General features: G+C 67.0%; 12 protein-coding genes. 1 reads left to right on the top strand and 11 read right to left on the bottom strand.

Annotated elements, in window-relative coordinates; all coding sequences use genetic code 11:
* Window positions 1-100: 100 nt before the first annotated feature.
* The 10 genes from WFL22_RS02095 to WFL22_RS02050 form a co-directional block, all read right to left on the bottom strand.
* On the bottom strand, window positions 101-1,405 hold the full coding sequence (locus tag WFL22_RS02095) for a GNAT family N-acetyltransferase (protein ID WP_336991274.1): 1,305 nt from the start codon (window positions 1,403-1,405) through the stop codon (window positions 101-103).
* Window positions 1,406-1,459: 54 nt separating this feature from the next.
* The gene (gene miaA, locus WFL22_RS02090) at window positions 1,460-2,368 is read right to left on the bottom strand and encodes a tRNA (adenosine(37)-N6)-dimethylallyltransferase MiaA (RefSeq protein ID WP_336991272.1); all 909 of its coding nucleotides are present in this window, start codon (window positions 2,366-2,368) and stop codon (window positions 1,460-1,462) included.
* A 69-nt stretch (window positions 2,369-2,437) separates the two neighbouring features.
* Window positions 2,438-3,985, bottom strand: a complete 1,548-nt coding sequence (miaB, locus tag WFL22_RS02085; RefSeq protein WP_336991270.1) for a tRNA (N6-isopentenyl adenosine(37)-C2)-methylthiotransferase MiaB — start codon at window positions 3,983-3,985, stop codon at window positions 2,438-2,440.
* A gap of 67 nt (window positions 3,986-4,052) precedes the next feature.
* Window positions 4,053-4,973, bottom strand: a complete 921-nt coding sequence (locus WFL22_RS02080; RefSeq protein WP_336991268.1) for a regulatory protein RecX — start codon at window positions 4,971-4,973, stop codon at window positions 4,053-4,055.
* A 4-nt stretch (window positions 4,974-4,977) separates the two neighbouring features.
* Window positions 4,978-6,075, bottom strand: a complete 1,098-nt coding sequence (gene recA / locus WFL22_RS02075; RefSeq protein WP_336651375.1) for a recombinase RecA — start codon at window positions 6,073-6,075, stop codon at window positions 4,978-4,980.
* Window positions 6,076-6,340: 265 nt separating this feature from the next.
* Window positions 6,341-6,562, bottom strand: a complete 222-nt coding sequence (locus WFL22_RS02070) for a DUF3046 domain-containing protein (RefSeq protein ID WP_336651376.1) — start codon at window positions 6,560-6,562, stop codon at window positions 6,341-6,343.
* A gap of 6 nt (window positions 6,563-6,568) precedes the next feature.
* A complete protein-coding gene (locus WFL22_RS02065; protein ID WP_024356255.1) occupies window positions 6,569-6,889 on the bottom strand; it encodes a helix-turn-helix domain-containing protein in 321 nt (106 codons plus the stop codon).
* Window positions 6,890-7,046: 157 nt separating this feature from the next.
* The gene (locus tag WFL22_RS02060) at window positions 7,047-7,616 is read right to left on the bottom strand and encodes a CinA family protein (protein WP_336651377.1); all 570 of its coding nucleotides are present in this window, start codon (window positions 7,614-7,616) and stop codon (window positions 7,047-7,049) included.
* Window positions 7,613-8,209 (bottom strand): CDP-diacylglycerol--glycerol-3-phosphate 3-phosphatidyltransferase, encoded by a 597-nt coding sequence (gene pgsA / locus WFL22_RS02055; RefSeq protein WP_336651378.1) that lies wholly within the window; start codon window positions 8,207-8,209, stop codon window positions 7,613-7,615. Before pgsA ends, WFL22_RS02060 begins: the two co-directional genes overlap by 4 nt.
* A gap of 37 nt (window positions 8,210-8,246) precedes the next feature.
* A complete protein-coding gene (locus tag WFL22_RS02050) occupies window positions 8,247-11,156 on the bottom strand; it encodes an FtsK/SpoIIIE family DNA translocase (RefSeq protein WP_336651379.1) in 2,910 nt (969 codons plus the stop codon).
* Window positions 11,157-11,256: 100 nt separating this feature from the next.
* Between WFL22_RS02050 and WFL22_RS02045 the strand changes: the two genes are divergently transcribed.
* Window positions 11,257-12,360: a lipid II:glycine glycyltransferase FemX gene (locus tag WFL22_RS02045; protein WP_336991266.1), complete on the top strand. Its 1,104-nt coding sequence runs from the start codon at window positions 11,257-11,259 to the stop codon at window positions 12,358-12,360.
* 44 nt (window positions 12,361-12,404) lie between these two features.
* Here WFL22_RS02045 and murJ read toward each other — a convergent pair whose 3' ends face one another.
* Window positions 12,405-13,997: a murein biosynthesis integral membrane protein MurJ gene (murJ, locus tag WFL22_RS02040; RefSeq protein WP_336991792.1), complete on the bottom strand. Its 1,593-nt coding sequence runs from the start codon at window positions 13,995-13,997 to the stop codon at window positions 12,405-12,407.
* Window position 13,998: the final 1 nt, after the last annotated feature.

The raw sequence follows: 13,998 nt of genomic DNA, 5'->3' as shown, positions 1-13,998 counted from the left end.
CGGGGCCGAAAGGGCCACACGGGTGACCTCGATGGGGTGTTTGGCCGGAAGCGCGGGGCGGGGCGGGTTGCGGCGCAGGGGGAAGGGCCGGGCGATCCGCTCAGTACCAGATGCTGAGGAAGGGTGCGCCCGCGATGTGCAGGGCCGCGTCGAGACTCGCGATCGCCGCGGCGTCACCGCGCAGCCGACCGGCCTCGGCAAGCGAGCGCGCCGAAACCCCGCCGAGGTAGAGCGACGACAGCTCGGCAACCCCCAGCTCGATGTCGGGCTCCGCCCCTGGCACCGCGGTAACCCGGCCCGCACCCTCAGCTGCAGCCTCCACCCGCCACACGCCCTCGGTGAAGCCGAGGGAATCCGCCACACGCAGCACGATATCGATCGGCGCCGCGAAGCTACGGGCCGCGATCACTGCAGGCAGATCGAGAATGCGTAACCAGCCGTGATCCGCCGTCTTGAGCTTCGCGGCGCGCGCATCGGCGAGCAACCACGGTAGCGGCTCATCCACGGGCCGCAGCTGCGCGATCACCGTGCCAATGAGGTCGTGTTGCAGTGCGTACCGCCAGAGCGCGGCGCGCGCTTCGGGGGTCTCGCCGATGAGGTGGCGGACCTCCAACCGCGACCGCGCCCAATCTTCGTCGGACTCGATGATGCGGTACGCCATCGCCCCGCGCAGCTCTCCCCCGCCATCGATGTAGCGCACGCCCCGAATCGCAGCGGCGTGCGGCTCACCCGGTTTCGCCCCGGAAATCTGCTGCCAGAGCAGCGGCCACCCAGGGATCTCTCCCACCCGCGAGTTGCGCGTGCGCTCGTGCAGCTCGCCCAGCGCCACGGCCGTGGCGTCCCTGTCGAGAAACTGCACCGCCCCCTCGGGTTCGACCCCCGCCCATCCCGCACGCCGCGTGTCGACCGACACTCGTGTGTGCCAGGTAGCCGGCCCGAACCCATAGCGACCGTAGATCGTCGCTTCAGACACGGTGAGACCGGCAAGCGGCACCTCCGCTGCGGCCGCGGCACGCAGTTCCCCCTCGAGCATGGCCCGCGCGATCCCGCGTCGACGGTGCGTGCCGGCCACGGTGACCTCGCTCACCGCCCACATGGGCAGCTCACCGCCGGGCACCGTCACGGGCGCGATCCATGATCCGACCGTTGCTACGGGGAGCTCGGCTTGCGGGCTTGTCGCATCGAACACGCCGACCAGGCGACGACCCGCTTGGCCGGGGCGGGCGGCAATCACAGTCTCCTCGCTCGGCTCCTCCTCAATGAAACCGCGCGCGATGGCGCGGGTGAGATTGTCGAGCGCGGGCTCGTCGGCGGGATCCACCCGCCGGTAGTCAAGGCCCTCGTTCCGAAGCTGCTCGAGGGAGACCTGATCCAGGTCGACTGTCTGCGCATCTGGCTGCATCATGGTTCCACCCTACGGGCTGGGTTTCAGGCCCGAATAGGGGTGATGCGGCAGCACTCAGGCGAGATCGAGCTGTTCAGCGGCCGGGCCGTCGACCCAGGTGATGTCCGGGTAGCGCTTGAACCAGCTCACCTGACGGCGGGCGTAGCGCCTCGTGAGCGCCTGCGTCTCGGCAATCGCCTCGTCACGGGTCGCGTCGCCGCGCAGTTCGGCGAGGGCCTGCGCGTAACCGATGGCTCGGCTCGCGGTCTTCCCCTGTTCGAGGCGGTTCGGGATCAGCCCGCGCACTTCGTCGAGCAGCCCGTCGGCCCACATGTGCTCGACCCGCCGATCGAGGCGTTCCACAAGCGTCGCCCGCTCGCAATGCACTCCGATGATGCGGGTTTCGGCGCACCACAGGGCCGGCTTCTCCGGTAGCGTCACCCGCGCATCGCCGCCGAGCATGGCGACTTCGAGCGCGCGCACCACGCGGCGGGGGTTGCGGGCGTCGACGGCCGCCGCGGCCTCGGGTGCCAGATCGCTGAGCCGAGCGAGCAGCGGATCGACGCCACCCTCGGCGAGTTCAGCTTCGAGGCTCGCACGCAGGGTGTCGTCTCGCGGAGGGAACGCGAAATCGTAGATGACGCTCGACACGTAGAGCCCGGATCCTCCGACCAGGATCGCGTCGGCGCCGCGAGCGTGGATCTCCGTCACCGTCTCGCGCGCCACGGGCTGATACCAGGCGACGGCAGCCTCCTCTCTCGGGTCGAGCGCATCGAAGAGGTGGTGCGGGATGCCTCGGCGTTCGGCGAAGGGAAGTTTGGCCGTGCCGATGTCCATGCCCCGGTAGAGCTGCATCGCGTCGGCGTTCACGATCTCGGCGGGTCGCCCTGCCGCGGCAAGGCGCTCGGCCAGATCGAGCGAGAGCGCTGACTTTCCGGTGCCGGTGGCGCCGACGACGGCCCAGAGCCGCGGCTGCCTAGTCATGGCTGCCGCCGCTGAGACGACGTCGGCCGCGGTGCCGCATACGGGCGAAGACGTCGGCGATCGGCAGCTTCATCGTGTGTCGCGGGTGCGGAGCGTTGGCAGCCCAAGGCTGACGGCCCGGGGGGCACCGGCTGCCGCCGGTGCCGGCACACCGCAGCTTTCTGCCTGCCGGCGATCCCACGCGTCGCCTGCGCGGGTGCGGCGCACCGCGTAGGTGCCGGTGAGGTCGGCGATGAGGAAGTGCGGGGCGGCGGCCGTCACCTGCACGGTGACAGTGTCGCCCGGCCGGGGCTCCTCGGCGCCCTCGGGCACGGCGAAGTGCACGAGGCGGTTATCTTCTGCGCGGCCTGAGAGACGACGTGTGGCGGCGTCTTTCTTGCCTTCGCCCACTGAGACGAGCACTTCGACGGTGCGCCCGATCTGCGCGTGGTTCTCTTCCAGCGAGATGCGCTCTTGCAGTGCGAGCAGACGCTCGTAGCGCTCTTGCACGATCGCCTTCGGCAACTGCCCGTCCATAGTCGCCGCGGGTGTGCCTGGTCGGATCGAGTACTGGAAGGTGAAGGCGCTCGAGAACCGAGACTGTTCGACCACGCGCAAGGTGTCTTCGAAGTCGGCGTCGGTTTCGCCGGGGAAGCCGACGATGATGTCGGTGGTAATCGCAGCGTCGGGGATGCGCTCGCGCACCGCGTCGAGAATGCCGAGGAACTTCTTGGAGCGGTAGGAGCGTCGCATCGCCTTGAGCACCGTGTCGGAGCCCGACTGCAGCGGCATGTGCAGCGACGGCATAACGTTGTGGGTTTCGGCCATCGCTGCGATGACGTCGTCGGTGAAGGCCGCGGGGTGCGGGCTGGTGAATCGCACGCGTTCCAGGCCTTCGATCTCACCCATTGCGCGCAGCAGCTTGCCGAACGCCTGCCTGTCGCCGAACTCGACGCCGTAGGTGTTGACGTTCTGGCCGAGCAGCGTCACCTCGATGGCACCGTCGTCGACGAGGGCTTGCACTTCGGCGAGAATGTCGCCCGGTCTGCGGTCTTTCTCTTTGCCGCGCAGGGCGGGCACGATGCAGAAGGTGCAGGTGTTGTTGCAGCCGACGGAGATCGACACCCAGCCGCTCGACGCGGAATCGCGCTTCGTGGGCAGGGTTGAGGGGAAGGTCTCGAGCGATTCGAGGATCTCAACCTGCGCCTCGTGGTTGTGGCGGGCACGTTCAAGCAGGGCGGGCAGGGAACCCATGTTGTGGGTGCCGAAGACGACATCGACCCAAGGCGCCTTCTCGACGATGGTGCCCTGGTCTTTCTGGGCGAGGCAGCCACCGACCGCGATCTGCATGCCCTCGCGCTCGCGCTTCACCCCGGCGAGGTAGCCGAGGTTGCCGTAGAGCTTGTTGGCGGCGTTCTCTCGCACCGCGCAGGTGTTGATGACGATCACGTCGGCGCCGTCGGCGTCTTCGGCTGCGACGTAACCGGCGGCTTCGAGGGAGCCCGAGAGGCGTTCGGAGTCGTGCACGTTCATCTGGCAGCCGAGGGTACGCACCGTGTAACTGCGGGGGCTTCCGTCGGGCCGGAGCGCGGCGGGCGACGGGGCGATCTCGGTCGGTTCGGCTGTGACGATGGTCATGCCGAAATTCTACCGTCGCGGATCATTGCGCCAATCCGCGCGCCCGTCACCGCGCCGCACGCGCGCCTCAGCGAAACCGCACCCCCGATCTCCCCGAAGAGGAACCGTCGAGCGCTTCACGGGCTGCTCGCATCGCGGGCTCGCCCGACCAGCCTCGTCTGGCGAGGAAGCCGAGCAGCCGCCGCTCCGCCGTCTGGCGGTCGAGCCCGCCGAGCTTGCGGGCGCGATCCCGCGCGGTTTCGCGCAGCAGGGCGAATTCTTCGTCGATATCGAGCTCACCGAGCGCCGCTTCAATGATTGCATCGGGCAGGCGCCGTTCGCGTAGTTTGACGCGAATCTGCCCACGGCTGGCGCGCTTGGTGTCGCGAAGCTTCTCGGTGACCGCCCTCGCGAGGCCGGCATCGTCAAGGTAATGGCTCTGCTCGAACTCGTCGATGACGGCCTCGACAGCGTGCGCGGGATGGTCGAGTCGCTGCAGTTCATCGCGCAGCTCGCCACTCGATCGGGCGCGGCGGGCGAGCAGCCGCACCCCGTCGTCATAGGCCGAGCTGCGCTCGCTTTCGGCGGCATCAGCAGGAACGATGGGATTGACTGGCTCAGCGGGATCAGCGACCTTCGTTGGATCGACGGCATCGACGGGCTGGGTGAGATCGTCACGCTCGCCGGTAGGCGACCCCGCACGGAACGCGTCGATGCTCACAATGCGCCGAAAGCCCGAAGACGCATCCGTGACCGTCGATACCTCTGCATCGCCGTCGCCGTGAACTTCAGCCTCAGCCTCGCGTACAGATTCAGCCTCAACTCCGCGTTCAGGCTCAGTACCACCTGCAACAGCGATATCAGCGCCTTGTGTCGCGGCTGCACCCGCTTGACCCCAGCCCCGGCCACCGAGCAGCGACCGCAGCTCGATGACCTCGGCCAGATCTTGCCGGCTCTCCTCCCCGCCTGCGGGGCGTTCTTCGGGAGGAGGCAAGAATCGAACGGCCACGGGTTTAGGCGCTCGCGCGCTGCTCGGGCTCGACTGCCGGAGCAGCCGCCGGAGCAGCCGCCTCTTCGGCCTCTTCGCTACGCCCGTTCACGCCGAGCTTCGTGAGGATCTTCTCCTCGATCTCCGCCGCAATATCGGGGTTCTGGATGAGGAAGCGGCGGGCATTCTCCATGCCCTGACCCAGCTGGTCGCCGTCGTAGGTGAACCAGGCACCGCTCTTCTTGATGAAGCCGTGCTCGACGCCGTAGTCAATGAGGGAGCCCTCACGGGAGATACCGATGCCGTAGAGGATGTCGAACTCGGCCTGCTTGAAGGGTGGGGCCATCTTGTTCTTGACCACCTTGACGCGGGTGCGGTTGCCCACCGCATCGGCACCATCCTTCAGCGTCTGAATGCGGCGGATGTCGAGGCGCACCGAGGCATAGAACTTGAGCGCCTTGCCACCGGAGGTGGTTTCGGGGCTGCCGAAGAACACGCCGACCTTCTCGCGCAGCTGGTTGATGAAGATGGCGGTGGTCTTGGTGGCGTTCAGGCTGCCGGTGATCTTGCGCAGCGCCTGCGACATGAGACGGGCCTGCAGACCGACGTGGCTGTCACCCATCTCGCCGTCGATCTCGGCCTTCGGCACGAGGGCCGCAACGGAGTCGATGACGACAAGGTCGACCGAGCCTGAGCGAATGAGCATGTCTGCGATCTCGAGTGCCTGCTCACCCGTGTCGGGCTGAGCGACGAGCAGCGCGTCGATGTCGACGCCGAGCTTCTTGGCGTATTCCGGGTCGAGCGCGTGCTCGGCGTCGATGAAGGCGGCGATACCGCCGGCGCGCTGCGCATTGGCGATGGCGTGCAGCGTAAGCGTGGTCTTGCCCGAGGACTCGGGGCCGTAGATCTCGATGATGCGACCGCGCGGCAGACCGCCGATGCCGAGCGCGACATCGAGAGCGACCGAGCCAGTGGGAATCACCTCGACGGGCGCGCGCTCAACACTGCCCATGCGCATGATCGCACCCTTGCCGAAGTTCTTGTCGATCTGCGCGAGTGCCGCTTCAAGCGCCTTCTCGCGATCCTTGGGAGGCCCCGCGGGCGACTTCGATGCTGCTGCCATGATCTTGCTCCTTCGATGTGCGCGGCCACGCCGCTGGTCTGCTGCCTATCGACTGTCTCGACCCCGATCACGGAGTAGACAAGGCATCGATATTCGGTGTGCTTCACACCCTAGAACCGACCACTGACATTCTTGGATCGAGCGGCGAATCTGAGGATAAGTTGGGCAAACCGACTACCTGTGCACGAAGCTACCACGAATCGAACATATCTTCGAACGGGCGAATAGGCGTGTCGCCTTCACGGCCGACCACGGAGCGCTCGCGTCACTCGCGAGGATCGCGCAGACCCCGCCCATGCCGCCGCTCAAGCGGCACATCGAGGTCAGCGCACAGCGCCCCCCAGACATCGCGGGGCGGCACGCCGCGCTCAAGCGCATCTCCGGGCGTTCCCCCGAGCGCGGCGAGCCAGTGGTCCCTAATCAGCACTCCCGCATAGTCGGCACCGAATTCAGCGGCGCAGGCGCGACGAAACTCGCTCAGCTTCACGAAGCGCTACGACACCAGTTCGGGAGCGTATCCCGACATGAGTTCGGCAGGCACCGTATCAGGCACCCGCCCGGCGAGCGGCATCGCGAGCCCCTCAACAACAGCAAGGCGTTCGCTCACCTCGCCCATAATGACCGAGAGCGGCGTATCGAGCGCATCGGCGACCGCCGCGAGGATCTCGCTCGAGGCCTCCTTCTGCCCGCGCTCCACCTCACTGAGGTAACCGAGCGCAACACTCGCGTCGCCGGCAACCTGTCGGAGCGTGCGCCCCTTCTGCAGACGGAAGTCACGCAGCACGTCACCGATCTCTTGACGCATCAGCACCATGTGAACCCTCCTTTACTGCACGACCAGGGGTCATGCCTCCACAATACCCGCTCATCGACAAGCCACCGAGGCGGGGACGCCACTCCAGTCTGGAGGGAGTCACTGGGAATAACCCCGACATTACCGCGCCTATTCCTGAAACTTTGCTGAACTTGAGTCAGTCTGACTCAAGTTCACTGCTCGACGAACTACCCAGCTCCGCGAGCAGCAGCCCGAGGGCCGCAGACACCGAATCGCGGCGGATCTCGCCCCGATCACCCGAAAACGCAAATTCGACGGCGCGCGTGCGCTCCCCCACGCTAAGTCCGATCCACACGGTGCCAACGGCTTGCCCGGTCTGCGGATCCGGCTCCGGGCCAGCTACACCGGTCGTCGCGAGACCGATATCGGCGGGCAGCGACGCAGTTGCCGACTCACGGGGCACCGCGCAGAGCTGCCGCACACCGCTGGCCATTTGCCGTGCCACCTCGCCGTCAACGGGGCCGGTCTGCTGCAGCCGCTCCCCATCTACCCCCAGAACCGACTGCTTCAGCGCAGTATCGTAGGCGACCACTCCGCCCGAGAAGACCTGCGATGAACCGGGCACTGATACGAACGCGTCGGCGAGTAAGCCCCCGGTCAACGACTCCGCAACGGCAATTCGCAGCCCCCTGGCGACAGCGATCTCCACGACCGCACGTGCGAGTTCACCACCGACTCGCGACGCAGACTCCCCCGCGGGTTTCACTGGCGGCCTCGACGCGCCTTCGCGAACGCAACAACGTAGTCGATGCCGCTGACGATGGTGAGCACCACCGCTACGGTCATGGTGAACACGTTCGCCCAGTAGGCGAACGGTGCTGCCGGGCCGAGCACGGCCGCAAGTGGTAGCAGCGCCAGCGTGATGGCAACGGACTGGGCGACGGTCTTGAGCTTGCCCATCCAGGCCGCAGCGACGACAACATCGTGGGCGATCATGAGACGGTGCACTGTGATGCCGATCTCGCGCACCAGCACCACGACGGTGATCCACCACGGCAGCTCACCCAGTATCGACAGCCCGACGAGGGCGGCACCGGTGAGGGCCTTGTCTGCGATCGGATCAAGCAGCTTGCCGAGGTCGGTGATCAGACCCCGGGAGCGCGCAATGTGGCCGTCCCAGGCGTCAGTGGCGATCGCGACAACGAAGAACACCGCCGAAGCCCAGCGCAACGGTCCATTCTCGCCGCCGTCGGCCAACAGCATCCAGAGGAAGAACGGGGTGGCGACAATGCGCGCGCCCGTGATGATGTTGGGCGCGTTCCAGTTGCTCGGCTTCGCCTGTGGTTGCTGTGCGGTCATCTCTTCCTCGTGTTCGCTCGCCGACGGCCGACCGCGGCTACTCACGACCTGTCAGCTGCCAGGCGTCTTCGTCGTCGTCGCCATCGACCTCTTCAAGCGTGGCCTGATACTTCGCAACAGGGTCGTCGTAGCGCTCATCTCCGAAACCGCGGGTCTCGGTGAGAGGCTCGATCACATCGGTGGCTGAGTCGCTTGCGCCATCGGGCACCCCGGGCAATGGCGTGGTGGGAGGAGCCGACTGCGGTTCCATCAGGGCAGCGGGAGGCTCCGCAGCGACAGGCTGCTGGAACGGCGTCGGGGCGACCGAGCCACCCTTGATCTTCGCAAGCACCTCGGGCAACTGCTCGGGCGACACGAGCACGTCTCGCGCCTTCGAACCTTCCGAGGGGCCCACGATGTCGCGGGACTCCATGAGGTCCATCAGACGCCCCGCCTTCGCGAAACCGACACGTAGCTTGCGCTGCAACATCGAGGTGGATCCGAACTGCGAAGTGACCACCAGCTCGATGGCCGCGAGCAGCACTTCGAGGTCGTCTCCGATGTCTTCGTCGATCTCCTTCTTCTCGGCGACCTGCGCCACATCGGGGCGGTACTCCGGCTGGGCCTGCGCCTTGACGTGGGCCACAACCTTTGCAATCTCGGCCTCTCCTACCCACGCGCCCTGCACGCGCATCGGGGTGGATTCGCCGTTGAGCAGTAGCAGGCCGTCACCCTGACCAATCAGGCGCTCGGCGCCGACCTCGTCAAGGATGACGCGGGAGTCGGTGCCGGAGGCCACCGCGAAGGCGTAGCGGCTGGGCACATTCGACTTGATCACACCGGTGACGACGTTTACGGAGGGGCGCTGCGTGGCGAGCACCAAATGGATGCCGGCGGCACGGGCGAGCTGCGTGATGCGCTGAATGGAGTCTTCGACGTCTCGCGGGGCGACGAGCATGAGGTCTGCGAGCTCGTCGACCACCACGAGCAGGTAGGGGTAGGGCTTGAGCACCCGCTGGCTGCCAGCGGGCAGCACGATCGAGCCGGAGCGGACGGCCTCGTTGAAGTCGTCGATGTGGCGGAAGCCGAAGCTCGCCAGATCGTCGTAGCGCATGTCCATCTCTTTCACGACCCACTGCAGCGCCTCAGCCGCTTTCTTCGGGTTCGTGATGATGGGGGTGATGAGGTGCGGCACGCCCTGGTAGACGGTGAGCTCGACGCGCTTGGGATCGACGAGCACCATGCGCACCTCGGCGGGGGTGGCCCGCATGAGGATGCTGGTGATCATCGAGTTGATGAAGCTCGACTTACCGGAGCCGGTGGCACCGGCCACCAGCAGGTGCGGCATCTTCGCCAAGTTGGCGACAACGAAGCCGCCCTTCACGTCTTTGCCGACGCCGATCGTCATGGGGTGCGGGCTGCGCTGCGCACGGTTCGAACGCAGCACGTCACCGAGGGCGACGTTCTCGCGATCCTTGTTGGGGATCTCGATGCCGATCGCGCTCTTGCCCGGGATGGGCGAGAGAATGCGCACCTCGTTCGAGGCCACCGCATACGAGAGGTTCTTCGACAGCGCCGTGACCTTTTCGACCTTGACGCCAGGCCCCAGCTCAACCTCGTACTGGGTGACCGTCGGCCCTCGCGAGAATCCGCTCACGCGCGCATCGACCTTGAACTCCTCGAAGACGCGCGCGATAGCCGCCATGATCTGGTCGTTCGCATCGGTGTGCGTCTTCGGGGCATCGCCAGCGGCCAGCGTGCCCTGGTCGGGCAGCAGGTACTCGGCGCGCTGGCTCGGATCGTGCGGGGGTGCTACAGCGAAGGGGACTGACTCGGCAACCGCCGCAGGAGACGGCGCCGGCTCTGGATCAGCGGGTGCGTCCGAGAAGTCGTCCCACGAGTCGTCGCCGAGCCCGGAAGCGCGCGTTGCGCCGACCGCCTCCACGGCAGCCTCGGCCTGCTCGAGTTCGTCGAAGAGCCCCGCCGGGAACGGATCGGCGGCTTCGGGTGCGAGCGCCGATTCGAAGGCGCCGTCGTGCTGCTCTTCTGCGGTGCTCGGATCGAGCGCCGAATCGAGTGCTGATTTGTCGTCGGCGTAGGCCGGATCTTCTTCACGGCCCGAGGAGTTGCGGCGCCACCACGGCAGCGATCCGTCGCCGGTTTCTGTCTCGTCTTCGAGATCGAAGAGGGCCTGCTGCGACTGTGACCCCTCGCGTCGCTTTGCCTTCGCCTGACGGCCCTCGTCCTGCGCTGTGTCGCCGCCATCGGTCACACCGAACAAGAATTCGTAGGCCTCCCGCAGACGCCGCACAATGCGGCCGGGCGGGGTCTTCGTGACGATGAGCACCGAGAACAACAGCATCAGCGACAGCACCGGTGTGGCTACCCACACCGTTAGCGCGAGCAGCGGCGCGCCGACCATCCATCCGAGCAAACCGCCGGCCTCCGCCAGCGCGGGCATGCCCTCGCTGGGGACGGGGCGACCGCCATAGATGTGCGAGAGACCAGCCACGCTCATGATGGCGATGAACAGGCCAATCGCGATGCGCCGATTGTCGTTGACGCTGGACGGGTGATTGAACAGCCACAGCGCGAACCCGACCATAATGATGGGCAAACCGAAGGCCACCCGCCCGAACAGGCCGCCGAACGACCACGCATCGAACTGCACGGCCACCGGCTGCCCGATCATGAACCATTCGACGATGGCACCCACCACCGCGAGCAGCATGAGCAGCAGCGGGATACCATCGCGCCGATCTTCTGGGGCGAGCGGCTCAAGCCTGAACGCGCGCGCGGCACCGCCGATGGCGTGGGCGAGCGCGTTCCAGGAGCGCACGAAGGCGTTTTCGCGCGGCTCCGGCTCGGCGAGCACCCGCGTCTTCGCGGTGGCACGGGATGACGCGGCGCGGGATCCCCGTGCCGTGCTCTTGCCCGATTTTTCGCGCGACGAAGTTTTGCTGGCCATGCTACGAGGGTACGTTCGACTGCCGACATTCGCGAGGTGACGCTCCGAGTGCGGCCGTTTCGGACGGCGCGGCCACGGCCTGCCGGTAGACTCGTGCATCATGAGTGCACCCGTGCTTCGCGCCCGATACGCGACAGCCCAGGAAACAGCCGACTGGGACTCGCTCCTTGCAGAGAACCCGGACGGAGGCGATTTCCTCTCCTCCTCGACCCTCGCCGAGACCAAGCAGCTCGTGGCCTGGCACAACCGCCGCGTGGTGTTCGAACGCGACGGGGTGCGATACAGCATCGCGCTCATCCTCGAACGACGCATTCCCCTCCTCGGGCGGCTCTGGTACATCCCCCGCGGCCCGGCGGGCGCCGACATGGCCGAGGTTGCCGAGCACATGACCGCGCTGCGCGACTTCGCAAGTGCCCACGAGCGCAATGTCTTCGCCATCACCTTTGAACCCCCGGTGACCGTCGCCGACCCGGCACAGACCGAAGGCGCCCCGCCCGCAGAGCTGCAGCGCATCGGCGCGATCCGCCGCCCCGCAATTCAGGGCAGCGCGAGCACCGCCATCGTGCGGCTCGACCGCGACGACGACGCACTGCTCGCAAGCTTCGACAAGAAGTGCCGCAACATGGTGCGTCGCGCTCAGCGCGACGGCGTCACCGTGCGCACCCTCCCCGCCGAACCTGGAACCTTCGAGCAGATGCACCGGCTGATGCGACTCGTCGGCGGCGGCAGCGCGAAGCTCGCCCTGCGCCCCCGCGAATACACCGAATCGCTGTGGCGAGGCTTCGCCGAACGCGGCCAGGGCCGGTTCTACGCCATCGACGTCGACGGCACCCCCGCGGTGATGAGCTACATGATCGTCATCGGCAAGCGCGCCTTCTACAAAGACGGGGGCTCCGAGCGAGACCGCGTCTCCCCCGGCATGTCGAACCTCATCATCTGGCAGATGATGCTCGACGCCCGCGACGCGGGTGCCACCGAGATCGATCTCGTCGGCATCGCCCCAGCGTGGGCGACGAGCACCGACGATCACCCGTCGTACGGGCTCGGGCTCTTCAAGCTCTCGTTCGCACGTGAACGCACCGACTACGTCGGTGCCTTCGATCTGGTGCTGCGCCCCGCGGCGTATCGCATGTGGCAGCGGATCGGCGAGCGTGTCGTCGCAAAACTGCATCGACGCCGCTACCGCGACATCGGCCTGTACTGAGGCGCGGGCGCTCGATTCGGATCCGCCCCCAAAAAAGCGTTGACTCAGCCTCGCCCGAGCCTGCGCCGCAGCACCGAAACAACCTCGCCGACCTCCGAGGAGCGCATCGCCACAAGAGCGACGATGTAGACCGCCGCGACCACTGCGCCGACGGCAATGGCGAACACGAAGGCCTGCACCACGCTGTAGCCGGGCACCGCACTGCGCAGCAACCAGGTGACCGCCAGCCCGGCGGCTCCGGCGGGCACCGCCGCGATGCCGAACCGCAGCAGGCTACCCAGCACCCGGCGCCCGTCGATCCGGCCGATCTTGCGCCGCAGCAGCACCGTCGCGAGGGCCGCTTGCACGATGGTGGCGACTGAGTACGCCACCGTCACCGCGGCACCTCGCACATCGAGCGGCACGAACAGGCACAGCAGCGTCAGCATCACGAACACCACCTGCTGCACCACCGTGAAGATGAAGGGCGTGCGGGTGTCGGAGAGCGCGTAGAAGGATCGCTGCACCACGAACAAGAAACTGAACGGAGCCAAGCAGAGCACGTAGCACTGCAGCACGAAGGCGAACTGATCCACCTGTACCGGCCCGCCCCGTTCGATCAGCGGGCTCAGGAACGACGCGGCCGCGAAAATCGCCGCCGCCGCGAGCATCATGACCAGCGACACCTGCCGCACCGACGCCGAGAAGTCACCGCGGAAGTCATTCATACGGCCGTCACGGCCCGCCTCCGAGAAGCGCGTGAAATACGCCGTGGCGAGCGACACCGCAAGCACCGAATGCGGCAGCATGAGCACCAGCCAGGCATTGCCGAGCGCTGAGGTCGACGGCCCGGCACCGGATGCCGTGCCCACCACGTTCGAGGTCACCCAACCACCGATCTGAATGACGACGATCATGGCGAGACTCCAACTCGCGATCTTCGCAGTCGCGCCGAGTCCCATGCCCTTCCAGACGAAGTCGGGGCGGTAGCGGATGCCCGCGCGGCGCCACGAAGCGAACAGGATCAGCGCCTGCGCCACCACACCGAGCGTCGCACTGCCTGCGAGCAGCGCAATACCTGGCAGCGTCCAGTCGGCAGCGGTGCGGTCCCCCATCGGGTCGGCGCCGTACCACACCATGAACGCGATGATGCCGGCGATGCTGATGATGTTGTTGAGCACCGGCGCCCAGGTGTAGGGACCGAACACGCTGCGCGCGTTCAGCACCTCACCCATCACCGTGTAAATGCCGTAGAAGAGGATCTGCGGAAGGCACCAGTACGCGAAGGCCGCCGACAACGCCAGCTGATCTGCACTCCACGACATCTGGAACAGGAACACCAAAAGCGGCGCGGCAGCCATCGCGAGCACCGTGATCGCGGTCAACGCGACGATCACGAAGGTGAGCACCTTGTTGATGTAACCGGCACCCCCATCGGGGTTGCGCGCCGCCTTCACGATCTGCGGCACCAGCACCGCGTTGAGCATGCCGCCCAACAGGATCGTGTAGACCGTGTTCGGCAGCATATTGCCGTTCGCGAACGCATCGGCCGAGACCGAAGCGGTCTGGCCGATCGCCGCCGCCAGCACCACGACCTTCGCGAGGCCGAGGATGCGCGACAGGATCGTGCCCGCGGCCATCACCGCGCTCGCGCGCATG

Source organism: Leucobacter sp. VD1, assembly GCF_037150695.1.
GTDB lineage: Bacteria > Actinomycetota > Actinomycetes > Actinomycetales > Microbacteriaceae > Leucobacter.
This window is presented reverse-complemented; position numbering and strand designations above follow the sequence as displayed.